This is a genomic window from Limnohabitans sp. Bal53, assembly GCF_003063355.1.
Classification (GTDB): domain Bacteria; phylum Pseudomonadota; class Gammaproteobacteria; order Burkholderiales; family Burkholderiaceae_C; genus Limnohabitans_A.
In genome coordinates this window covers 82932-105383 of record NZ_NESH01000004.1, presented here as the reverse complement: position 1 = coordinate 105383, position 22452 = coordinate 82932, and the positions used below count along the sequence as shown (strand labels likewise).

General features: G+C 56.7%; 19 protein-coding genes and 4 tRNA genes. 14 read left to right on the top strand and 9 right to left on the bottom strand.

The window, feature by feature from the left end:
- Positions 1-732 (bottom strand): response regulator transcription factor, encoded by a 732-nt coding sequence (locus tag B9Z50_RS11820; RefSeq protein ID WP_108364602.1) that lies wholly within the window; start codon positions 730-732, stop codon positions 1-3.
- Between the two features lie 5 nt (positions 733-737).
- Positions 738-2777: a PAS-domain containing protein gene (locus tag B9Z50_RS11815; RefSeq protein WP_108364600.1), complete on the bottom strand. Its 2040-nt coding sequence runs from the start codon at positions 2775-2777 to the stop codon at positions 738-740.
- 193 nt (positions 2778-2970) lie between these two features.
- Here B9Z50_RS11815 and B9Z50_RS11810 point away from each other — a divergent pair, with 193 nt between their 5' ends.
- The 14 genes from B9Z50_RS11810 to istB all read left to right on the top strand — a co-directional run bounded on the left by B9Z50_RS11810 (position 2971) and on the right by istB (position 18730).
- Positions 2971-4614 (top strand): acyl-CoA synthetase, encoded by a 1644-nt coding sequence (locus B9Z50_RS11810; RefSeq protein WP_108364598.1) that lies wholly within the window; start codon positions 2971-2973, stop codon positions 4612-4614.
- Between the two features lie 17 nt (positions 4615-4631).
- Positions 4632-5384, top strand: coding sequence for an ABC transporter ATP-binding protein (locus tag B9Z50_RS11805; protein WP_108364950.1), 753 nt, complete (start codon positions 4632-4634; stop codon positions 5382-5384).
- Positions 5381-6103, top strand: a complete 723-nt coding sequence (locus B9Z50_RS11800; protein WP_108364596.1) for an ABC transporter ATP-binding protein — start codon at positions 5381-5383, stop codon at positions 6101-6103. Before B9Z50_RS11805 ends, B9Z50_RS11800 begins: the two co-directional genes overlap by 4 nt.
- 40 nt (positions 6104-6143) lie before the next feature.
- The gene (locus tag B9Z50_RS11795) at positions 6144-7352 is read left to right on the top strand and encodes an ABC transporter substrate-binding protein (protein ID WP_108364594.1); all 1209 of its coding nucleotides are present in this window, start codon (positions 6144-6146) and stop codon (positions 7350-7352) included.
- Between the two features lie 78 nt (positions 7353-7430).
- Positions 7431-8315: a branched-chain amino acid ABC transporter permease gene (locus tag B9Z50_RS11790; RefSeq protein WP_108364592.1), complete on the top strand. Its 885-nt coding sequence runs from the start codon at positions 7431-7433 to the stop codon at positions 8313-8315.
- A gap of 10 nt (positions 8316-8325) precedes the next feature.
- Positions 8326-9276 (top strand): branched-chain amino acid ABC transporter permease, encoded by a 951-nt coding sequence (locus tag B9Z50_RS11785; protein WP_199221731.1) that lies wholly within the window; start codon positions 8326-8328, stop codon positions 9274-9276.
- A gap of 30 nt (positions 9277-9306) precedes the next feature.
- Positions 9307-9777: a MaoC family dehydratase gene (locus tag B9Z50_RS11780; protein ID WP_108364590.1), complete on the top strand. Its 471-nt coding sequence runs from the start codon at positions 9307-9309 to the stop codon at positions 9775-9777.
- A gap of 40 nt (positions 9778-9817) precedes the next feature.
- A complete protein-coding gene (locus tag B9Z50_RS11775) occupies positions 9818-10567 on the top strand; it encodes an electron transfer flavoprotein subunit beta/FixA family protein (RefSeq protein ID WP_108364588.1) in 750 nt (249 codons plus the stop codon).
- A 1-nt stretch (position 10568) separates the two neighbouring features.
- The gene (locus tag B9Z50_RS11770) at positions 10569-11501 is read left to right on the top strand and encodes an electron transfer flavoprotein subunit alpha/FixB family protein (RefSeq protein WP_108364586.1); all 933 of its coding nucleotides are present in this window, start codon (positions 10569-10571) and stop codon (positions 11499-11501) included.
- Positions 11502-11532: 31 nt separating this feature from the next.
- A complete protein-coding gene (locus B9Z50_RS11765; protein WP_108364584.1) occupies positions 11533-13314 on the top strand; it encodes an acyl-CoA dehydrogenase in 1782 nt (593 codons plus the stop codon).
- A gap of 51 nt (positions 13315-13365) precedes the next feature.
- On the top strand, positions 13366-14994 hold the full coding sequence (locus B9Z50_RS11760) for a 3-(methylthio)propionyl-CoA ligase (protein ID WP_108364582.1): 1629 nt from the start codon (positions 13366-13368) through the stop codon (positions 14992-14994).
- Between the two features lie 119 nt (positions 14995-15113).
- Positions 15114-16313: a beta-ketothiolase BktB gene (gene bktB, locus B9Z50_RS11755; RefSeq protein WP_108364580.1), complete on the top strand. Its 1200-nt coding sequence runs from the start codon at positions 15114-15116 to the stop codon at positions 16311-16313.
- 109 nt (positions 16314-16422) lie between these two features.
- Positions 16423-17931, top strand: a complete 1509-nt coding sequence (gene istA, locus B9Z50_RS11750; protein ID WP_108364946.1) for an IS21 family transposase — start codon at positions 16423-16425, stop codon at positions 17929-17931.
- On the top strand, positions 17924-18730 hold the full coding sequence (gene istB, locus B9Z50_RS11745) for an IS21-like element helper ATPase IstB (protein ID WP_199221730.1): 807 nt from the start codon (positions 17924-17926) through the stop codon (positions 18728-18730). The genes istA and istB overlap by 8 nt, the downstream gene beginning before the upstream one ends.
- 557 nt (positions 18731-19287) lie before the next feature.
- On the opposite strand, the gene B9Z50_RS17450 is transcribed toward istB, so the two are convergent.
- The 7 genes from B9Z50_RS17450 to gltX form a co-directional block, all read right to left on the bottom strand.
- Positions 19288-19689, bottom strand: a complete 402-nt coding sequence (locus B9Z50_RS17450; RefSeq protein WP_146183199.1) for a hypothetical protein — start codon at positions 19687-19689, stop codon at positions 19288-19290.
- Positions 19690-19899: 210 nt separating this feature from the next.
- A tRNA-Pro gene (locus tag B9Z50_RS11735) sits at positions 19900-19976 on the bottom strand.
- A gap of 35 nt (positions 19977-20011) precedes the next feature.
- Positions 20012-20473 carry a MerR family transcriptional regulator gene (locus tag B9Z50_RS11730; RefSeq protein WP_108364574.1) on the bottom strand — a complete coding sequence of 154 codons (462 nt, stop codon included), beginning with the start codon at positions 20471-20473 and terminating at the stop codon, positions 20012-20014.
- Positions 20474-20647: 174 nt separating this feature from the next.
- Positions 20648-20724, bottom strand: a tRNA-Asp gene (locus tag B9Z50_RS11725).
- 56 nt (positions 20725-20780) lie between these two features.
- Positions 20781-20856 (bottom strand) — tRNA-Glu (locus tag B9Z50_RS11720).
- 38 nt (positions 20857-20894) lie between these two features.
- Positions 20895-20970 (bottom strand) — tRNA-Ala (locus B9Z50_RS11715).
- 89 nt (positions 20971-21059) lie between these two features.
- Positions 21060-22451: a glutamate--tRNA ligase gene (gene gltX / locus B9Z50_RS11710; protein WP_108364572.1), complete on the bottom strand. Its 1392-nt coding sequence runs from the start codon at positions 22449-22451 to the stop codon at positions 21060-21062.
- Between the last annotated feature and the right edge of the window lies 1 nt (position 22452).

Sequence of the window (22452 nt, the reverse complement as noted above, 5' to 3'; positions counted from 1 at the left end):
TCAGATCCAACTGACCTGTGCGGTGAACATATAACCAGCTCCATAGATGGTTTTGATGATCTTCGGATTCTTGGCATCTTCTTCAATTTTTCGCCGAATGCGTGAGATCCGAACATCGATGGTGCGGTCCAAGGGCGAGAGGTCTCGCTGTCCCAGCAGCTGCTCTCTGGACAAAATCTGATGGGGGCGCTCGACAAATTCACGGAGCACCTGTGTTTCTGCCGTGCTGAGCAGGTGTTCGGTCTTGTCGGGGGCTTTGAGTGTGTTGGCTGCGCAGTCGAGCGTCCAACCCAAAAAATTGGCGTAGCGCCTGGTCTGGGTGCTGCTTGCCCGACCACCGACGGTACTTCGGCGCAGGATGCTCCTGACCCTTGCGACCAGTTCACGTGGTTCAAATGGCTTCAAGATGTAGTCGTCGCTCCCCATCTCGAGACCCATGACCCTGTCAAAGAGGTGTGAACGACCTGTGAGCACCAAGACGCCGCATTGTCCAAACGTGGCGATCTGTTTGATGAGCGAAGTACCGTCCATGTCTGGCAGGCCCAGATCGAGGATGCAGAGATCGGGGCATTCGATCCTCAGCTTTCTGAGAAAGGAAGCACCGTCTTGGAACCTTTGCACCAGGAATTCAAACGATTCAAGTTCACGAATCACGACGTTCGCTACGTCATCATCGTCTTCGACCAAATAGATCAGATGGCGGTTCGGCAGACCGATTTGTGGGTTGGACATAGGGTTCAATTTGAACTCGCTCCCAAGGCTGCGGCCAACTGGTCTTTCGTGAACGGTTTTTGCAATACCGCAGGAGCCCCTCGCTGAACCAGGATGCTGACATGCCCGCTCATCAAGACGATTTTGGCTATCCGACCCAGCTTGCGGGCGTGTTGCGTCACTTGCAGGCCATCAACCCCTCCGGGCATGGCGAAGTCAGACACAACGGCACTGATCCCGGGCGTTTGATCCAGTATGTCGAGGGCCTCTTTTCCATTTTCGGCCTCGATAACGGAATAGCCCATTTCAAGCAGATGCCGCCTGATGACCCGGCGAACATGGGCATCGTCGTCAACCAGCAGAGCCAACCCGATCGAGGTTTCTTCCGTTGGCAAATCGCTTTCCATATGGGGTTTTACAACGGCCAATGTGGCGCTGTCGGTTGGCTCATGCAGTGGAAGCCACAAGGCCACATCTGTGCCGTCGCCGGGCTCACTGATCACCTCTATCGTCCCACCCGATTGGCGCGCGAATCCATACACCATGGACATACCCAACCCAGAGCCTTGCCCCAGGTTCTTTGTGGTGAAAAATGGTTCAAAAACCCGCGCCCTAGTTGCAGAGTCCATGCCACACCCATCGTCCTGAACAGATACGCGAACGAACTTGCCTATTGGAAGCGCCAGGGCGGCGGCGCGATGCGCGTCCAGGGTTTGGATACTGGTCTCGACTGAAATCTTGCCCCGGGATTCCGTGGCATCTTTTGCGTTGAGGATGAGGTTGAGCAGTGCGTTTTGTAGTTGATTGGCATCGATGTTGGTCAAGGCAGGAGATGCTTTCAGCGCATAGACCAGACTCAGCGTTTCGGGCAAGGTGTGGCGCACCAATTTATCAATGCTTTGAACACACTGGTCGATATCCACCAGACTGGTAGACATAGGGTGTTGCCGGGAGAACGACAGCAATCCTTTGATGAGGTCGGACCCACGCCGAGCCGCCTCCATGGCCGGGTCCAGGAATTCGGCCACGTGGTGCTTGACATCAGGTTGCTCGCTGAGCGCTGCGAGGTTGCCCAATACGATCGTCAGAATGTTGTTGAAGTCGTGTGAAAGTCCACCGGTCAGTTGCCCCAGCGCTTCCATCTTCTGGGCTTGCACGAGCATCTCGTGGGAACGCCTTTCCTGAGTGATGTCAAAAGTCAACTCGAAGCAACCAATGACCTCACCGGGGGACGCCATTTCAGGGATGAGTGTGGTGCGCGCCAGCTTCTTCACCCCGCCAATTGTCGTGATTTCATATTCAAAGGTAACCGCCACTCCATGCAAGGCCTGTTTGATGTATGGCTTGATCAACGAGTAGGTACCAATGCCCAGAAACTCACGCGCACTCACCCGCTGAGGCTGCGAGGGATCGATTCCGAACCAGTCGCGGTAGCCGCGGTTGATGAAGCGGTAAACCAGGCCCGAATCGAAATAGGCGATCAATGCCGGAATGGAGTCGGTGATAAGGCGCATTTGCGCCTCGCTGCGTTCCAGCGAACTGGCGAACTGCTCGTTCATCCGCAGAGCTTCCCGCAGCTGTTCATTGGAGGCCGTCAACTCGGCGGTGCGCTCTGCCACTCTGGATTCGAGCGAAGCGTTTTGCTTCCTGATCAAGACTTCTGAATGGCGTTCCTGGGTGACGTCGGAGTAGAGCGTCGCAAATCCATGCCCGGGCATGGGGAAACCGCGTATGCGCAGAGTCGTGCCATCGGGGCGCACGCGTTCGATGTCGTGGGGCAGAAATGCCCTGGCAGCCTCGACCCTCTTTCGCACCGCTTCTTCAAGATCGCCATCGCCGTATTCGCCTCGCTCGGCGTTGAAGCGGATGAAGCTGTCGAACGATGCACCATAGAAGCCCATGCCTTCAGGGAAACCCAGCAGGCGCAGAAATGCCTTGTTCCATGCGACGAGTTGCAAGTTTTCATCGATCAGCGTGAATCCCTGATCAATGAGATCAAGGCCTGCTTGCAGCGAATCATGGCGCCTGACGCCGGTATGGCCTTGCGCAACGGCTGAGGTGTTCACGTTGTCTCCTACCAGTCCGAAATCGCCTGGACGGTTCAAATTTTAGAAGTCGATGGGCGTCCTGTAGACGGCTGCAAACATTCGTCACATTTTGCACGCATTGCTGCAAACATCGTATCGGATCATGGCGGCCACACAAAGGTTACCGGGCTGGCAGGAAGTTCTTCCAGCACCGAGTGCCACGGAAACAAGCATGGATCGCAACAACCCCTACTCATTGGGCATGGACAAGAACGCCGCCAACTTCGTGGCGTTGTCTCCACTGAGTTTCATTGAGCGCGCAGCACGCGTCTATCCCGACCGCATGGCCGTGATTTACGGCAGTCGCCGTCAAACCTGGTTGGAGACCTTCACCCGCTGCCGTCGGCTCGCATCGGCCTTGATCGCGCACGGCGTAGGGGTCGGAGATACGGTCGCGGTCATGCTGCCGAATGTGCCCGCCATGCTGGAGGCCCACTTTGGCGTGCCGGTGACAGGCGCCGTGCTCAACACCCTGAACACACGGCTCGATGCAGAAGCCATCGCCTTCATGCTGCGGCACGGCGCCGCCAAAGTATTGCTGACCGATCGTGAGTTCTCCAAGGTCGTTTCAGACGCCATCCAGATGCTGGGCAGCGATGCGCCACTGGTCATCGAGGTCGAGGATGAAGAGGCCCCAGATGGCATAGCGGTTGGAAAAATAACCTACGAAGCGCTGTTGGAAGCGGGAGATCCTGCCTACCCTTGGTGTCTTCCGGCCGACGAGTGGGATGCGATCGCACTGAACTACACCTCGGGGACCACCGGCAACCCAAAAGGCGTTGTCACGCACCATCGGGGCGCGTATCTGAATGCCGCAAGCAATGTCATTTCCTGGCAATTGCCCCATCACGCCACCTATCTCTGGACATTGCCCATGTTCCATTGCAATGGCTGGTGCTTTCCCTGGACGATGGCGCTGATCGCTGGCACCAGTGTGTGTCTGCGCCGTGTCGATCCGGCGTTGATCTTTCCGTTGATCGCTGAGCACCACATCACGCACATGTGCGGTGCACCGATCGTCTACAGCACGCTCATCAATGCGCCGGTCGAACTGCGAAAAGGTATCGCCCACACCGTGCATGGACTCATCGCCGGAGCGGCACCCCCGGCCGCCGTGATCGAAGGGTGCGAATCCGCCGGCATCGATCTGACCCATGTGTACGGATTGACCGAGGTGTACGGGCCTGCTGCCGTGTGTGCCAAGCAGGAAAGCTGGCGCACATTGAGCATGGAGGAGCGCGCCCAGCTCAACGGTCGCCAAGGGGTTCCCTATCCCCTGCAGGAAGATGTGGCGGTGTTGGATCCGCTGACGATGCTGGCCGTTCCCGCAGACGGGGAAACCATGGGAGAGATCTTCTTCCGTGGCAATGTCGTGATGAAAGGCTACCTGAAGAATCCACAGGCCACACAAGAAGCTTTTGATGGCGGCTGGTTCCACACGGGCGATCTGGCGGTGATGTACCCCGACGGTTACGTGAAGATCAAGGACAGAAGCAAAGACATCATCATCTCCGGCGGCGAGAACATCTCGTCTATCGAGGTCGAGGATGCCTTGTGCCGACATCCTGCCGTGATGTTCGCCGCTGTCGTCGCACAGCCAGATGAAAAATGGGGCGAAGTGCCTTGCGCCTTCGTTGAGCTCAAACCGAATGCCACGGCGACCGAGCAGGAGATCATCGCGTTCTGCCGCACGCTGCTGGCTCGATTCAAAGTGCCCAAACACGTGGTCTTCGCGTCTTTGCCAAAGACATCCACCGGAAAAATCCAGAAATTCATTCTTCGCAGCCAGGTCAAGTCGACCGCCGCCATTGAATGATGACCCAGGCAATACAGATGACCCAAGAATTCATTCTCGAAACGCGGGGGCTCTCCAAGGAGTTCCTCGGATTCAATGCTGTTTCAGATGTGAATCTGCGGATTCGACGGGGCAGTATCCATGCCCTTATCGGCCCCAACGGCGCTGGAAAAACCACGGTTTTCAACCTGTTGACGAAGTTTCATTCGCCCAGCTTGGGGAATATCTTCTTCAATGGTGCTGATATCACAGGTGAAAACCAGATTCAGGTGGCGCGGCGCGGCATGATTCGTTCGTTCCAGATTTCGGCCACATTCAGTCATTTGACGGTAATGGAGAACGTGCGCGTCGCGTTGCAGCGCACCCGCGCAGACGCATTCAACTTCTGGTCATCCGAGAAGCGCCTAAACGTTTTGAATGACCGCGCCATGGAGCTGCTCGCCGAGGTCGATCTCGCGGAATTTGCCGACACTGTCACAGTCGAGATGCCGTACGGCCGCAAACGTGCTCTTGAGATTGCCACAACCCTCGCGCTGAACCCCGATTTGATGCTGTTGGATGAACCAACACAAGGCATGGGACATGAGGACGTCGGGCGCATCGTGGAGCTGATACGGAAGGTTTCAGCCAATCGCACCATTTTGATGGTTGAGCACAACCTTTCGGTGGTGGAGTCCCTTTGCAACACCATCACTGTGCTGCAGCGTGGCAGCGTATTGGCCGAAGGCGACTACGCAACGGTCTCCAAGGACCCCCGGGTGCTGGAAGCCTATGTGGGAGTTGAAGTATGAGCAGCGCGTTCGAACCCAGCGGCGAAGTGCTGCGTGTGACCGATCTTCATGCCTTTTATGGCGAATCGCACATCCTTCACGGTATTGACCTGCACGTCAACAAGGGGGAGTTGATCACGCTGTTGGGGCGCAATGGATCGGGAAGGTCCACCACGCTCAAAGCCATTCTCGGACTGGTGGGGCGCCGTACCGGTTCCATCATGTTCAACGGCACTGAAGTCACTGGCAAACAGCCACACACCATTGCCCGACTCGGATTGGGGTACTGCCCCGAGGAGCGCGGCATCTTCGCGGGACTGTCGACCGAAGAGAACCTGATGCTTGCGCCCGTGGTGGCCAGCGGCGGCATGACTTTGGACGAAATCTATGCGCTGTTTCCCAATCTGCTGGAGCGACGCAACAGTCCAGGTACCCGCCTATCGGGTGGTGAGCAGCAAATGCTGGCCATGGCCCGTGTGCTGCGCACCGGTGCCAAGGTCTTGCTGCTGGATGAAATCACCGAAGGATTGGCACCAGTGATTGTCAAAAAGCTGGGCGAAGTCCTTCGCATGCTGAAAACCAAGGGCTACACCATCGTCCTGGTTGAACAGAATTTCCGTTTCGCAGCACCTCTGGCAGACCGCCACTACGTGCTTGAACACGGCAACGTTGTGATGACGGTGCCGCAAAGTGAGTTGACAGCGCGCACCGACGAGTTGCACCAGCTCTTGGGCGTTTGACGGCGTCCTCTTCCCATTGAAAAAACCAGGAGATATTTGAATGAAACCCACACAAATCGCACAGGCTATTGGATTGACATTGGCTCTGGCCACCACTGCGCACGCGCAGGTTTCAGGTGGCGTCGTGAAAATCGGCGTGCTGACCGATATGTCGGGCACCTATTCCGACCTGACCGGCGCAGGCGCAGTGCTGTCCACCCAGATGGCCATTGACGACTTCATGGCCAAGGAAAAGCCCTCGTTCAAGATAGAGATGGTCAGCGCCGACCATCAGAACAAGGCCGATATCGCGGCCAACAAGGCGCGCGAGTGGTTCGAGCGCGACGGCGTGGATACCGCCACAGAACTGGTGACCACGTCCGTGGCGCTGGCAGTGATGAAGGTGGGCAAAGAGAAGAACCGCTTGTTGTTGATCAATGGAGCAGCTTCGACGCCCATCACCAACGAGCAGTGCAACGACGTGACAGTGCACTACACCTACGATACCTATGCACTGGCCAACGGCACAGCCAAAGCCGTGACCAAGCAGGGCGGCAAATCGTGGTTCTTCCTGACCGCCGACTATGCATTTGGTCAGGCACTGGAGAAAGATGCCTCGGCTGTGGTGACAGCCAACGGCGGCAAGGTTCTGGGTTCTGTGCGTCACCCGTTCCCGGGAACAGATTTCTCGTCATTCCTGCTTCAGGCTCAGGCCTCGGGTGCCCAGGTCATCGGTTTGGCCAATGCGGGCAGCGATACCACCAACTCAATCAAACAGGCCGCGGAGTTTGGTATCACACCCAAGCAATCCCTGGCAGGTTTGCTGATGTTCATTACCGATGTGCACTCGCTCGGCTTGAAATCGACACAAGGCATGTACTTGACCGATTCCTTTTACTGGGACTTGAACGACGAGACCCGTGCCTGGTCCAAGCGCTTCTTTGACAAGCAAAAGCAAATGCCCACCGGCATCCAGGCCGGACAGTATTCCTCCGTGTACCACTACTTGTCGGCCGTCAAGGCCGTCAATTCGGACGATACCCAGAAGGTCATGGCGCAAATGAAGAAGACGCCCATCAACGACTTCTTCGCCAAGAACGGGAAGATCCGTGACGACGGGCGCATGGTGCACGACATGTACCTGGCCCAGGTGAAGAAGCCTTCCGAGTCCACCAAGCCTTGGGACTACTACAACATCAAGGCTGTCATCCCCGCAGCGGAGGCCTTCCAGCCGCTGTCGCAGTCACGCTGCCCTTTGATCAAAAAGTAACCAGCTCATGCATGCCACCCCCCGATGCCGCGGCATCGGGGGGCTGGGCGTACGCGTCACGGACAAAGGAATCGGGTCATGGAAATTTTCGGCATACCTTCTCAGGTCCTTATGGGACAGCTGATGATCGGACTGATCAACGGTTCGTTCTACGCGGTTCTCAGTCTGGGGCTGGCCATCATTTTTGGTCTGCTCAACATCATCAATTTTGCCCACGGCGCCCAGTACATGCTGGGCGCTTTTGGCGCCTATCTTGGTATGAAATGGTTGGGTATCAACTATTGGGCAGCGCTGGTTCTTTCGCCCTTGGCGGTGGGTCTGTTGGCGGTCGTCATAGAGCGCGGCATGCTGCGGCATCTTTACAAGCTTGATCACCTGTATGGATTGCTACTGACCTTTGGACTGGCGCTCATAGCGGAAGGGATGTTCACCAACTTCTTTGGTGTGTCCGGTGAGTCCTATCCAACGCCAGAAATTCTCCAGGGCGGCGTCAACCTCGGCTTCATGTACCTGCCCATTTATCGGGCATGGGTGCTCGTGGCAGCGCTCACGATCTGTTTTGCAGCCTGGTACACCATTGAACGCACCAGTCTGGGCGCCACCTTGCGAGCAGCTACCCAGCGGCCGGATCTGGTTCAGGCGCTGGGCATCAATGTGCCCGTGCTGGTCACCTCCACCTATGCAGCCGGCGCTGCGCTCGCAGCTTTTGCTGGCGTGTTGGCCGCACCAATCCAGCAGGTCAACCCGATCATGGGTTCCAACCTGATCATCGTCGTATTTGCCGTGGTGGTGATTGGCGGCATGGGTTCCATCCTGGGGGCGATCGTGACCGGACTGGGTTTGGGCTTGATTGAAGGGCTGACCAGAGTGATCTACCCCGAAGCTTCTGCGGTGGTCATTTTCCTGATCATGGTTTTGGTCTTGCTGGTGAAGCCTGCAGGCCTGTTTGGCAAGCAAGCCTGAAAGATCTGCTATGAAAACCAATACTGTGAACCAGAACGATATCCGCGCCCTATGGATGTTTCTCGGCTTGATCCTGGTGGGTAGCGTGGCACCCTTTTTTGTATACCCGACACTTTTGATGAAGCTCCTGTGCTTCGCGTTGTTTGCCTGTGCATTCAATCTGTTGCTGGGGTTTGCGGGACTGCTGTCCTTTGGACATGCAGCGTTTTTTGGTGGATCGGCATACATCACAGGCTATTTGTGCCGCGATTTGGGTTTAACGCCAGAGCTGGGGGTGTTAGCTGGCGCCGTCTTTGGCGGTTTGTTGGGGGCAGTTTTTGGACTTGTGGCCATTCGCCGGGCAGGAATTTACTTCGCCATGATCACCTTGGGTCTGGCGCAGTTGATATTCTTTTTGGCGCTTCAGATGAAATTCACGGGTGGAGAGAATGGCATGCAAGGCATCCCGCGCGGCCACTTGTTGGGGGTGATTGACCTGTCCAACAACATCGCTATGTACTTTTTCGTCTTCACGATTTTCATGGCGGGACTCTGGCTGGTGTACCGAACGATTCATTCGCCCTTTGGTCAAATTCTGAAGGCGATCCGTGACAACGAAGCGCGTGCGATTTCTCTGGGTTACGACGTGAACCGGTTCAAGTTGCTGGCATTCATCATCTCAGCGTCGCTGGCAGGCCTTGCTGGTTCTACCAAGGCCCTGGTTTTCCAACTGGCATCCTTGGGCGACGTTCATTGGCACACCTCAGGCGAGGTGATTCTGATGACGCTGATGGGTGGTTTGGGCACCGTGTTGGGTCCGGTCGTGGGCGCTGCAACGATTGTGAGCCTGCAAAACATGCTGGCGGACAAAGTGGGATCGTGGGTCACGGTCATCATGGGAGCCCTGTTCGTGTTGTGCGTGTTGATGTTCCGCCGCGGCATCGTGGGTGAAATTTCAGCGCGCATGAACAAGCCCCGCTGACCCCTTTTAGAAGCCACAAGGACACACGCCATGAATGAACAGTTTGGTCACGACATCGAAGACTTGCAAGTCGGTATGCAGGCCAGTTTTGCAAAGACCATCACCGAGGCCGACATCGTGTTGTTTGCCGGCGTATCGGGTGACAACAATGCGATTCATACCAATGAAGAGTTTGCAGCCACCACCGCATTTGGTGGGCGCATCGCGCACGGATTTTTGACGGCCAGTGTCATTTCAGCGGCCATTGCCAACCGACTCCCCGGCCCTGGCACCGTCTACCTCGGCCAGCAATTGCGCTTTCTTGCGCCTGTGCGACCAGGCCAATCCGTGCGCGCGACCGTCACGGTGAAGTCGATCAATCTCGAAAAGTCCCGTGCGATGCTGGAAACGGTTTGCAAGGTGGGCGATTTGGTGGTGATCGAAGGCGAGGCCAACGTCATGACGACATCGATGGCCCGTAGGGTCAAAGCAGCGCAGGCTACAGCCAGCGCGATCGCCTGAGCGCTTGTTGGATTGCAGATCTTCTTTTTCAAGTCAGACCATGAAAATTCTTGTCCCCGTCAAACGTGTGGTGGATTACAACGTCAAAGTGCGCGTCAAGAGCGACGGCAGCGGAGTGGACATTGCCAACGTCAAGATGAGCATGAACCCGTTTGACGAGATCGCAGTCGAAGAAGCCGTTCGCCTGAAAGAAAAAGGCGTCGCCACCGAAGTGATCGCCGTGTCTTGCGGTGATACCAAGTGCCAGGAAACGCTGCGCACCGCCATGGCCATTGGTGCGGACCGCGCCATCCTGGTGGAAACCACAGAAGAGTTGCAGCCCCTGGCTGTGGCCAAACTGCTCAAAGCCCTGATGGACAAAGAGCAGCCCGGTCTCGTGATTCTGGGCAAGCAGGCCATTGATGACGACTGCAACCAGACCGGCCAGATGCTCGCCGCGCTGGCCGATCTGCCGCAAGCCACCTTCGCCTCCAAAGTGGAAGTGGCCGATGGCAAAGCTTCGGTCACCCGCGAAGTCGATGGTGGCCTGGAGACCTTGTCGATCACGCTGCCAGCCATCATCACCACCGATCTGCGCCTGAACGAGCCGCGTTATGTGACGCTGCCCAACATCATGAAGGCCAAGAAAAAGCAGATGGACATCATGAAACCCGAAGACCTCGGCGTGGATGTGGCCCCGCGCATCAAGACCCTGAAGGTCAGCGAGCCGCCCAAGCGCGGCGCCGGCATCATGGTGCCCGATGTGGCCACTTTGGTGGACAAGCTGAAGAACGAAGCCAAGGTGATTTGACATGACTTCTCTTGTTATTGCTGAACACGACAATGCCTCCATCAAGGGCGCCACGCTCAACACCGTCACGGCCGCTGTGGCTTGCGGTGGTGATGTGCATGTGCTCATCGCTGGCCACAACGCCGGCGAAGCCGCCAAGGCCGCTGCCGCCATCGCTGGTGTGGCCAAGGTGATCCATGCCGATGCCGCTTACCTGGAACACGGTCTGGCCGAAAACGTGGCCGCGCAGGTGTTGGCCATCGCGTCGAACTACAGCCACATCCTCTTCCCCGCCACCGCGTCGGGCAAAAACATCGCCCCCCGCGTGGCCGCCAAGCTCGATGTGGGCCAGATCAGCGACATCATCAAGGTGGACGCTGCCGACACCTTCGAACGCCCAATCTACGCGGGCAACGCCATCGCCACCGTGCAAAGCACCGACGCCACCAAGGTAATCACCGTGCGCACCACCGGCTTTGACCCTGCGGTCGCCACCGGCGGCTCTGCAGCCGTGGAGACCGCAGTGGCTGTGGCCGACAGCGGCAAGAGCACGTTTGTGGGCAGAGAGATCGCCAAGAGCGACCGCCCCGAGTTGACCGCCGCCAAGATCATCGTGTCCGGTGGTCGGGCCTTGGGCTCCAGCGAGAAGTTCGACGAAGTCATGACGCCGCTGGCCGACAAACTCGGTGCGGCGCTGGGCGCCAGCCGTGCCGCCGTGGATGCAGGCTACGCCCCCAACGACTGGCAAGTGGGCCAGACCGGCAAGATCGTGGCGCCCCAGTTGTATGTGGCCTGCGGCATTTCTGGCGCCATTCAGCACTTGGCTGGCATGAAGGATTCGAAGGTCATTGTCGCCATCAATAAAGATCCTGAGGCACCGATCTTCTCGGTGGCCGATTACGGTCTGGAGGCTGATCTGTTCGTGGCCGTGCCTGAGTTGATCAACCTCTTGTAATTACTTGCCGCATTTTTTGGAGTCGACACACATGAGTTACACCGCCCCCGTCAAAGACATGATGTATGCCATGGAAAGGCTCGCTGGCCTGCAAACCGTGGCTGCCTTACCGGGCATGGCCGATTTCGACCGGGACACCACCCAAGCTGTTTTGGATGAATCGGCCAAGTTTTGTCAGGATGTGGTCGCACCACTGAATTGGAAAGGCGACCAGCAGCCGAGCCATTGGGAAGATGGCAAAGTGACCACCACCCCTGGCTTCAAGGAGGCGTTTGCGCAATTTGCGCAAGGCGGCTGGCAAGGGGTGATTCACCCAGCTGAGTTTGGTGGCCAGGGTATGCCCAAATTGATCGCAACGGCCTGCTCGGAAATGCTTCAAGCCTCCAGCCTGTCATTTGCGCTGTGCCCCATGTTGACCGACGGTGCGATCGAAGCACTGCTGACGGCGGGATCGGATGAGCTCAAGGCGACCTTCCTGGAGAAGCTGGTCAGCGGTGAATGGACCGGTACGATGAACCTGACCGAGCCGCAGGCGGGCTCCGATCTGGCCGCCGTGCGCAGCCGGGCCGAGCCTCAGTCCGATGGCACCTACAAAGTTTTCGGGACCAAGATTTACATCACTTACGGTGAACACGACATGGCCGAGAACATCGTCCACCTCGTGCTGGCCCGTGTCCCTGGGGCACCCGAGGGGGTCAAGGGCATCAGCCTGTTCGTGTGTCCGAAATACCTGGTCAATGCGGATGGCAGCCTAGGCGCCCGCAATGACGCGTATTGCGTGAGCATCGAACACAAACTGGGTATCAAGGCCAGTCCGACGGCAGTGCTGCAATTTGGTGATCATGGCGGCGCAGTTAGCTATTTGGTTGGCGAAGAGAATCGCGGCCTCGAATACATGTTCATCATGATGAATGCGGCCCGTTTTGCGGTGGGCGTGCAGGGGATTGGCATCGCAGACCGCGCATATCAAAAGGCCGTGAGCTATGCGCGAGATCGTGTGCAAAGCCGAGACCTCGCGGGCTCCGTTGCGCCGGTGACCATCATTCACCACCCCGATGTCAAGCGCATGTTGCTCAATATGCGCGCCCACGTGGAGGGCGCGCGAGCACTGGCCTATGTGGCCGCCGCTGCTTCAGACATGGCGCACCACGCCCCGGATGAAGCACAGCGCAAACAGCAACAGGCCATCTACGACTACCTGGTGCCCGTGGTGAAGGGCTTTTCCACGGAAATGTCTATTCAGGTAGCCAGCTTGGGTGTGCAGGTTCATGGTGGCATGGGGTTCATCGAAGAAACGGGTGCGGCCCAGCACTACCGCGATGCGCGCATTCTCACGATCTACGAAGGCACCACCGCGATTCAGGCCAACGACATCGTGGGGCGAAAGACCGTGAGGGATGGCGGCGCAGTGGCGAAGTCCCTGTGCGCCCAGGTGGCCATGACCGAGGAGGACCTCGCTCTCCACACAGAGTTGGATTGCGCTGCAATGCTGAAATCGTTACGAAAGGGTCGAGAGGCCATGGAGCGGACCATTGACCACATCGTGGCCCACACCAAGACAAACCCTCAGGCGGTCTATGCCGGTGCAGTGAATTATCTGCAGCTGGTGGGCGTGGTGCTGTGCGGCTGGCAGATGGCGCGCGCCATGATGGCTTCGTTGGACCTTTTGGAAGAAGACCCTGCCTTTCATGCCGCCAAGGTGGTGACAGCGCGTTTCTACGCTGACGCTGTGTTGCCCACCGCCTCAGGACTTGCGCAATCCGTGATCTCGGGTGGCGAAACCATCGCTCACGCGCCAGTCGCCATGTTTTGAAATTTGGCCGGACAAGATCGTGTTTTAAGTGTTTGGAAAGGAATTGGTGCCATGAACGGTCAAATGATGCAAATGCCACTGTTGACATCGTCCCTGCTGGTGCATGCGGAACGCCACCACGGGGACCAACAAGTGGTCTCACGGCGTGTGGAAGGCGACATCCATCGTTATACCTACACCGATTTGGCGCGCCGCACGCGCCAACTGGCCAAAGCCATTGTTGCACTGGGACTCGGCGATGGAGTGCGTATCGGCACGCTGGCCTGGAACGGCTACCGCCACATGGAGCTGTACTACGCCGTCTCGGGTGCAGGTCGCGTGCTCAATACGATCAATCCCAGGCTTCACGCGGATCAAGTCACCTACATTGCAGATCACGCCGAAAACCAGGTGTTGTTCTTTGATCTGACCTTTCTCCCCTTGGTCGAATCCATCGCCAGTCGTGTCAAGACCGTGCGTCACTTTGTCGCCATGATTGACAAGGACCAGATGCCTGCAAGCACGTCTATCCCCAACCTGTTGTGCTATGAGGACCTGACCGCGTCACAGGATGATCAATTCACGTGGCCTCCATTGGACGAACAGGAAGCTGCGACGCTCTGTTACACGTCAGGGACCACGGGGAACCCAAAGGGCGTTCTGTACAGCCATCGCTCAACACTGTTGCATACCTTCGCCGCCGCGCTGCCCGACAGCCTCAACTGCTCGGCGTCGGATGCTATTCTGCCGGTTGTGCCGATGTTTCATGTAAATGCCTGGGGCCTCCCCTACGCAGCCTGCATGACCGGTGCAAAACTGGTGTTTCCGGGTGCGGGTTTGGACGGAAAATCGCTTTTCGAACTTTTCGAATCGGAGGGAGTGACCATGGCCGCAGGTGTGCCCACGGTCTGGCAAGGTTTGCTCAACCATGTGCAAGGTTTGGGATTGAAGTTCAGCACCATGCGCCGCACCGTGATCGGCGGTTCCGCCTGTCCGCCTGCGATGTTGCGTGCTTTCGAAGAAGACTACGGCGTGCATGTCATCCATGCATGGGGAATGACCGAGCTCAGTCCACTGGGTACAGTGTGTGCTTTCAAGGCCAAGCACCAAGCGCAAACGCCCGAGCAACGGCAAGCCGTTCAGGCAAAGCAGGGACGCGCCGTGTTCGGTGTGGACATGAAGATCGTGAACCCTGATGGCGATGAATTACCTTGCGATGGTCAACAGGCTGGTGACCTTTTGGTTAGAGGGCATTGGGTGGTGTCTCGGTACTTCAGGGAAGAAGGTACGGGCCATTTGCAGGACGGCTGGTTCCCAACGGGTGACGTAGCCAAGATCGACTCTGACGGCTACATGCAGATCACCGACCGAAGTAAAGACGTCATCAAATCGGGCGGCGAATGGATCGGGTCAATTGACCTGGAAAATATTGCGATGGCCCATCCTTCCGTAATGATGGCAGCCTGCATCGCAGCCAAGCACTCAAAGTGGGACGAGCGACCATTGCTCGTGGTAGTCAAGAAGCCCGGCGCAGTGTTGAGCAGAGAGGAACTGTTGGCCTTCTACGACGGCAAGATTGCCAAGTGGTGGACGCCAGATGATGTGGTGTTCGTTGACACCATTCCATTGGGAGCCACCGGCAAGGTACTCAAACACCGCCTTCGCGATCAATACGAGAACCACTTACTCAGAAGTGCCTGAATTCTCCCTGTTTGACCTGATCCGGTGGCGTAAGGCCCCTCTTCTACCACCTCATGGCAATTCTTCGCGCAGCACTTAGTCAACTTCGCAATGCTCAAACTCAATGGGAAAACATCTCGATGAAAACCGCCGAAACCGCTAGAGAAGTCGTCGTCGTCGCAGCAGCCCGCACCGCCATTGGCACCTTTGGCGGCAGCCTTAAAGATTCACCACCCACCGCGCTGGGCGCCCTCGTTGTCAAAGAAACGCTGGCCCGCGCCGGCGTGGACGGCAAAGACGTCGGCCATGTGGTGTTTGGCCACGTGGTCAACACCGAACCGCGCGACATGTACCTCTCGCGCGTGGCCGCGATCGACGGCGGCTGTGCTGAAACCACGCCGGCCTACAACGTCAACCGCTTGTGCGGCTCCGGCCTGCAGGCCATTGTCAACGCCAGCCAGAGCATCTTGCTGGGAGATACCGACATTGCCATCGGCGGCGGCGCCGAGTGCATGAGCCGCGCGCCCTACGCCAGCCTGGCCACGCGTTTTGGCGCACGCATGGGCGACACCAAGATGATCGACATGATGGTCGGCGCCCTGCACGACCCCTTCCACAACATCCACATGGGTGTCACAGCCGAAAACGTCGCCACCAAATACGGCATCACGCGCGAGATGCAAGACGCCCTCGCCGTGGAAAGCCACAACCGCGCTCAGCGCGCCACCGAAGAGGGCCGCTTCAAAGACCAGATCGTGCCGGTGATGTTGAAGAGCCGCAAAGGCGAAGTGAGTTGGGCCACCGACGAACATTTCCGCCCCGACTGCAAGCCCGAAGACATGGCCAAACTCAAGCCGGTGTTCGTGAAAGAAAACGGCACTGTGACCGCTGGCAACGCCTCGGGCATCAACGATGCGGCTGCGGCCGTGGTGTTGATGGAAGCCGGCGCGGCGAAGGCCCGTGGCGCCAAGGCCATGGCGCGTCTGGTGGGCTATGCCCACACGGGTCTCGATCCCAAAATCATGGGTGTGGGCCCGATCTCGGCCACGCAAGCCGTGCTCAAGCGCACCGGCCTCTCCGTCAATGATCTGGATGTGATCGAAGCCAACGAAGCCTTCGCGGCCCAGGCCTGCGCCGTGACCAAGGAGCTGGGTCTGGATCCGGTCAAGGTCAACCCCAACGGATCCGGCATTTCGCTCGGCCACCCCATCGGCGCCACCGGCGCGCTGATCACGGTGAAAGCGCTGTACGAGCTGGAGCGGGTCAAGGGCCGCTACGCCCTGGTGACGATGTGCATCGGCGGCGGCCAGGGCATTGCGGCCATCTTCGAGCGCTGTTGATTGGCGTTGAAAACTGAGCCACTTTGATGGGAATTTGCATCCAAATTTGAGCCACTTCATTGGCCTATCCTGCTCATTTTTTGAGCAAGGGTGGCCGGGAGTGATCAACGTGGGAACTTTGAGTAAATTGCGCCGCCTCGTCTTGCGAGATGGCCTGTCAGTGCGTCAAGCCAGCCTCAGGCTTGGAATTTCAAGAAACACGGCCACCAAATGGCTCAGCGAGCCTGAGATGGTTGAGCCCCAATACCCTGTTCGGCAGAGCGCAGCCAGTGTGCTGGACCCGTACAAGGAGCAGCTTGTCACTTGGCTCAAAGCCGACAGCCACCGCAACAAGCGCGAGCGACGTGGCGTCAAGGCCTTGTATGAGGCTTTGCGCGCCATGGGCTACGGCGGTAGTTCGACGCCGGTGTACCGGTTTGCCCGGCGTTGGAAGCATGAGCAAAGCCATGCGCCCAAGAACGTGGGGTTTGTGCCGCTGCACTTTGAGCTGGGAGAGGCCTTCCAGTTTGACTGGAGCTGTGAGTACGCCTTCATTGGGGGGTTGCGCCGTCGATTGGAGGTGGCGCACATCAAACTAGCCGCCAGTCGGGCGTTCTTACTGGTGGCCTACTTCACGCAAACCCATGAGATGCTGTTTGACGCCCATGCCAGGGGCTTTGCTGTGTTTGGCGGCGTGCCCAAACGGGGCATTTACGACAACATGAAGACGGCGGTGCACAAGATTGGCAAGGGCAAGCAGCGCAGCGTCAACGCGCGGTTTGAGGCGATGACGGGACATTATTTGTTTGATCCCGAGTTTTGCAACCGTGCGGCTGGGTGGGAGAAGGGCATCGTCGAGAAGAACGTGCAAGACCGCAGGCGAGGGGTGGTTCGCGAGGTCACTGAGCGGCGCTGGAGCAGTCTGGCCGAGCTCAATGACTGGCTCCAGCGTGCCTGCCAAGATGCCTGGCAAGAGTTGGCACACCCAGAGTGGCCAGAGCTGAGCATTGCCGATGTTTGGCAAGATGAGGCGAGCCGCTTGATGCCTTGCCCCAAGCCCTTTGATGGGTACGTTGAACAACCGATTCGGGTGACCTCTACATCGCTGATTCAATATCAACGCAACCGCTACAGCGTGCCTTGCGAGTGGGTGCATGGGGTGGTGAGTTTGCGCGTCTACCCGGAGTACTTGTTGGTGGTGGGGCTCGATGGGCGCAGTGTCCGGTTGGAGCGTCACTTTGGGCGGGATCAAACCATTTACGACTGGCAGCACTACACTGCCTTGGTCGAGCGCAAGCCCGGGGCGTTGCGCAATGGCGCCCCCTTCAGGGAAATGCCCCAGCCCTTGTTGGAGTTGCAGCGTCAATTACTCAAACACCCAGGAGGGGACCGGGTGATGGCGCAGGTGCTGTTGGCGGTGAACTTACACGGGCTTGAAGAAGTATTGGTGGCCACCGAGTTGGCACTGCAGGCGGGTCGGGTGAGTGCCGAGCACGTGCTCAATGTGATTGCCCGGCTTAAGGAGCCTGCGCCTGCGCGCCTGGAAATCAGCACACCCCTGCAACTGAACACGCCTGCGCTTGCCAACTTGGAGCGCTATGACGCTTTGAGAGATGAACAGGAGGCGCGCCATGAGTGATGTGGTCGATGGGCTCAAATCATTGAGTCTGCATGGCATGGCCAGCGCTTGGCCGGAGGTTCTGGGAACGGCCAGGATCAAAGCGCTGGACCATGATGAGGTGGTGTTGCACCAACTGATCAAGTCAGAGGCTGCACAGCGCGAGGTGCGTTCCATGGCCTATCAAATGCGCATTGCCCGCTTCCCCGCGCACCGGGATTTGACAGGGTTTGACTTCGCGCAGGCGCATGTGGACGCGAATCTGGTCAAGCAGTTGCATGAATTGCAGTTTGTGGACTCGGCACACAACGTGGTGTTTGTGGGTGGACCGGGCACGGGCAAGACGCACTTGGCCACCAGCCTTGGGGTGCAAGCCATCCGCGCCAAGGGCAAGCGAGTGCGTTTCTTCTCCACGGTGGAACTGGTCAATGCCTTGGAGCTTGAGAAATCTCAGAACAAGCACGGGCAGCTGGCCAATCGCTTGATGTATGTGGACTTGGTGATCTTGGATGAGATGGGGTATCTGCCGTTCACCCAATCAGGGGGCGCGTTGCTGTTTCATTTGCTGTCCAAGCTATACGAGCGAACCAGCGTGGTGATCACGACCAATCTGAACTTCTCGGAGTGGGCCAATGTATTTGGCGACGCCAAGATGACCACGGCGTTGCTGGACCGGCTCACGCATCACTGCCACATTGTTGAGACGGGCAACGAGAGTTGGCGCTTCAAGCACTCGCAGGCGGTCAGCCTGAAGGGTAAACAATCCAAAACGAAAGGGGGCAAAAGCACCGAGCAGCTAAACTTATCCACAACCGAATAAGCCAATTCTTTAAAAAAAACCAGTGGCTCAATATTCGATGCAAACACTGGCTCAGTTTGTCTGGCTAATCAACACACAAAGGCTCAAATCAGCCAATACCTACCTTGTGTAGATATCCGCATACCACCATCAGCAAAAGCGCCACCAGCGCCAGCACCCAACGACGAATCGCATGATGGCAACAACATCATCAGAGTCAGGGATTGCGAGTTATACGCTGCCGACTTCGATCCTGATACAGGTGAGTTTTACAAAAAGCCAAGCTCATCACCGTCGGCAAGACACCATGCAGACAACTGGGTAAGTGGTGAGATAAAACGGCTCAAAGGTTGATGTGAAAAGGACCGCACATCCTGAGGAGGTGTGCGTGCTCAATAAACAATTCGGGTTTATTTCCAAGATGGAGCATGACCATCCTGTCTTGAAGCCAGATGGCGCGTTTACTGATCAATGCGACACATCATGATTGGCAAACGTGGGTCCTTGTGAGGAAATTAGGTTTGAGGGGTATTCTTGCCCCTTGTCAAAAACAGCGACAAGAGTAATTAATGTATCTTTTAATTGATCTCAGACAAATCAAAACAAAAGCGACTTGGCGTCCACAACTTTAAGTCCCTATCAACTGTTGAGCTGGCAACGCTACCCCTATCCTGGCCCTGCAAATAAAAGCGTCTTCCAGTTGTACAACCGTCTTTGCCAATTTCTACACCTGTCGTAACTTGCATTGGCGTTATCAACATCATTTGTTGAGCGGCAGATAGAACTACACCTACTTCACCTGATTTCAACTGAATCAACCTAAATCTTTGACCTTTGATAAAAGTTTGTCCGTCAGCATATGACACGTTTTGCTTCAATGGGATCGTTCTGATGACTTTGGAATCAACGAACTCCGAAACGCTGGCGCATCCAGTAATCAACATGAAGATCATTAAAAGACAAGACTTCATCGCAGACATAGGCGTTATCCTTTATTTCAATGAAGGTTACAGCAAGCAGAGTTGTGTGGCAAAAATATTCGGTCAGCTTTTGTGCGTACCCTCATGCCTGGGGGACAAACAATCGACTAGGTGTGGCTAAAAGTGTGGCTAAAAACAGAGTTTTTGCCGACAAAGAAAAACGGGTCACACCCTTGTGAGGCGTAACCCGTTGATTTCATTGGTCATAAATGGTCGGCGTGGCGGGATTCGAACTCGCGACCCCTTGCACCCCATGCAAGTGCGCTACCAGGCTGCGCTACACGCCGACAAGACTTGAATTATAGCCTGAATCAGGGCCTATTCAGACGGTTAGAAGGGCACGAATTTGCAAAAGCTCGTGATGCACCATCAAGTCCGAAGCCAAACCTGAACGAGTTGGCTGATGGGTTTCGATGTTGACCGTAGGTTCTTCTTGCGGCAAGTCTGCAGAAACTTCAATGTCAGCGCTGTTGTCTTCAAGCATTTCATCCAGAAAGGCACCCGAGCGCATGAGCTGGCGCTCGCTCTGGGTCAATTCCAGCAATTTGTTACGTGCTCCGCTGATGGTGAAACCCTGGTCGTACAAGAGACCACGAATTCTGCGAATCATCATCACTTCGTGTCGCTGGTAATAACGTCGGTTGCCCCGACGCTTGACCGGACGCAATTGTGTGAACTCCTGCTCCCAATAGCGCAAAACATGTGGCTTGACGCCACACAGCTCGCCTACTTCACCGATGGTGAAGTAGCGTTTAGCTGGAATGGCGGGAAGCAAACTGTCCATGAGTGACAAAGAGTTAACTGAAAAACCTTGAAGCTTACTGCAAGTTCGTTCACCTCGTCCAGCCCATATTGGGCTTGGCACATGAACGACCTCAAGGAGGAGATCAGGAAAGGCCAAAACACGATCTTAAAAAACAAAAAAGCCTAAGTAGAAATCTACTTAGGCTTTTCATTTTGGCGGAGTGGACGGGACTCGAACCCGCGACCCCCGGCGTGACAGGCCGGTATTCTAACCAACTGAACTACCACTCCTGGTAGCTGTAACTTTTGTCAGACTGCTTGTGCAACTGACCAAGTGCTACAAAACTTGGCGACCCTACGGGGATTCGAACCCCGGTACTCACCGTGAAAGGGTGATGTCCTAGGCCTCTAGACGATAGGGTCATAACCTGGACTGATTCTTTCGAATCTTCTCGACACTTTGGTGGAGGTAAGCGGGATCGAACCGCTGACCTCTTGCATGCCATGCAAGCGCTCTCCCAGCTGAGCTATACCCCCTTTGGCTTAACTTCTAACAACCATCGTTACCGCTGTTTGCTTTTTTGTTTTGCCTCGTTGGTGTCGAGACTTGAATTATAGACAGGTTTTTAAGCGTTTTTCAAGCTGGCGATAATTTTTTCTCTTTGGCTCAAAAAAAGTACCGCATCGAGCGAAGGTGTCTGTGCCGTACCCATCACCAAGACGCGCACGGGCATGGCCAGTTGGGGCATCTTGAGGCCGGTTTCGGTCAATGTAGCCTTGATGGCTGCGGCAATCGAGGGCTTGTCCCATACACAAGTGGCCAGTTTGTCGGCCAGCAGGGCCAAGGCGGGCTTGACGGCGTCTGTCACGTGCTGGGCTTTTTCTTCAGCATTGGGCACCACGTCCAGATAAAAAGCCGAGATCCATTGGGCCAAAACCACCAGCGTGTCGCAGCGGTCCTTGAACAAGCCGCAAATGCTGTCCAGGCGCTCATCGGCCACCACACCCAGTTTGGCCAAAAATGGTTGAACCTGCAAACCCAACTCACCATCAGGCAAGGCCTTGAGGTGCTGGGCGTTGACCCATTTGAGTTTGGCTTCGTCAAACTGTGCGGCGCTGCGGCCCAAGTGGTCTAAGTTGAACCACTCCAAAAACTGGGCGCGGCTGAAAATTTCATCGTCGCCGTGGCTCCAGCCCAAACGCGCCAAGTAGTTGACCATGGCATCGGGCAAATAGCCTTCATCGCGATACGCTGTCACAGCTTTGGCACCGTTGCGCTTGCTCATCTTTTCACCCTGCTCATTGAGCACCGTGGGCAAGTGGGCATAAACCGGGGGCTCTTGGCCCAGGGCTTTGAAGATGTTGATCTGGCGCGGCGTGTTGTTCACATGGTCATCGCCACGGATCACATGGGTGATTTGCATGTCAATGTCGTCCACCACCACGCAAAAGTTGTAGGTGGGCGTGCCATCCGGGCGAGCAATCACCAAGTCGTCCAATTCGTCGTTGCTGATCTCGATGCGGCCTTTGACCTTGTCATCCCAAGCCACCACACCGCCAATGGGATTTTTGAAACGCAGCACAGGCTTCACACCCTCGGGAATCGCAGGCAGGGTTTTGCCATCGGCGGGACGCCATGTACCGTCGTAACGGGGCTTTTTCTTGTTGGCCATTTGACGCTCGCGCAGGGCGTCAAGCTCTGCCATGCTCATGTAGCAGGGGTAGACATGGCCTGCCGCAATCAAGTCGGCCAGCACCGCTTTGTAGCGGTCCATGCGTTGCATCTGATAGAAAGGGCCTTCGTCATGGTTCAACGCCAGCCAAGCCATGCCTTCGATGATCACATCCACCGAAGCTTGGGTGGAGCGGTCCAGATCGGTGTCTTCGATGCGCAAGATGAAGTCGCCGCCCGTGGCGCGAGCAAAGGCCCAAGGGTACAGGGCCGATCGGATGTTGCCCAGGTGAATGAAACCGGTGGGCGATGGGGCAAAACGGGTGCGGGTACGTGTAGGAGTCATA

Excerpts from the sequence above, each read along its gene's own strand:
- B9Z50_RS11820 (WP_108364602.1), bottom strand. The coding sequence starts at position 732 with ATGTCCAACCCACAAATCGGTCTGCCGAACCGCCATCTGATCTATTTG.
- B9Z50_RS11810 (WP_108364598.1), top strand. The coding sequence starts at position 2,971 with ATGGATCGCAACAACCCCTACTCATTGGGCATGGACAAGAACGCCGCC.
- B9Z50_RS11805 (WP_108364950.1), top strand. The coding sequence starts at position 4,632 with ATGACCCAAGAATTCATTCTCGAAACGCGGGGGCTCTCCAAGGAGTTC.
- B9Z50_RS11800 (WP_108364596.1), top strand. The coding sequence starts at position 5,381 with ATGAGCAGCGCGTTCGAACCCAGCGGCGAAGTGCTGCGTGTGACCGAT.
- B9Z50_RS11795 (WP_108364594.1), top strand. The coding sequence starts at position 6,144 with ATGAAACCCACACAAATCGCACAGGCTATTGGATTGACATTGGCTCTG.
- B9Z50_RS11790 (WP_108364592.1), top strand. The coding sequence starts at position 7,431 with ATGGAAATTTTCGGCATACCTTCTCAGGTCCTTATGGGACAGCTGATG.
- B9Z50_RS11785 (WP_199221731.1), top strand. The coding sequence starts at position 8,326 with ATGAAAACCAATACTGTGAACCAGAACGATATCCGCGCCCTATGGATG.
- B9Z50_RS11780 (WP_108364590.1), top strand. The coding sequence starts at position 9,307 with ATGAATGAACAGTTTGGTCACGACATCGAAGACTTGCAAGTCGGTATG.
- B9Z50_RS11775 (WP_108364588.1), top strand. The coding sequence starts at position 9,818 with ATGAAAATTCTTGTCCCCGTCAAACGTGTGGTGGATTACAACGTCAAA.
- B9Z50_RS11770 (WP_108364586.1), top strand. The coding sequence starts at position 10,569 with ATGACTTCTCTTGTTATTGCTGAACACGACAATGCCTCCATCAAGGGC.
- B9Z50_RS11765 (WP_108364584.1), top strand. The coding sequence starts at position 11,533 with ATGAGTTACACCGCCCCCGTCAAAGACATGATGTATGCCATGGAAAGG.
- B9Z50_RS11760 (WP_108364582.1), top strand. The coding sequence starts at position 13,366 with ATGAACGGTCAAATGATGCAAATGCCACTGTTGACATCGTCCCTGCTG.
- bktB (WP_108364580.1), top strand. The coding sequence starts at position 15,114 with ATGAAAACCGCCGAAACCGCTAGAGAAGTCGTCGTCGTCGCAGCAGCC.
- istB (WP_199221730.1), top strand. The coding sequence starts at position 17,924 with ATGAGTGATGTGGTCGATGGGCTCAAATCATTGAGTCTGCATGGCATG.
- B9Z50_RS17450 (WP_146183199.1), bottom strand. The coding sequence starts at position 19,689 with ATGTCTGCGATGAAGTCTTGTCTTTTAATGATCTTCATGTTGATTACT.
- B9Z50_RS11730 (WP_108364574.1), bottom strand. The coding sequence starts at position 20,473 with ATGGACAGTTTGCTTCCCGCCATTCCAGCTAAACGCTACTTCACCATC.
- gltX (WP_108364572.1), bottom strand. The coding sequence starts at position 22,451 with ATGACTCCTACACGTACCCGCACCCGTTTTGCCCCATCGCCCACCGGT.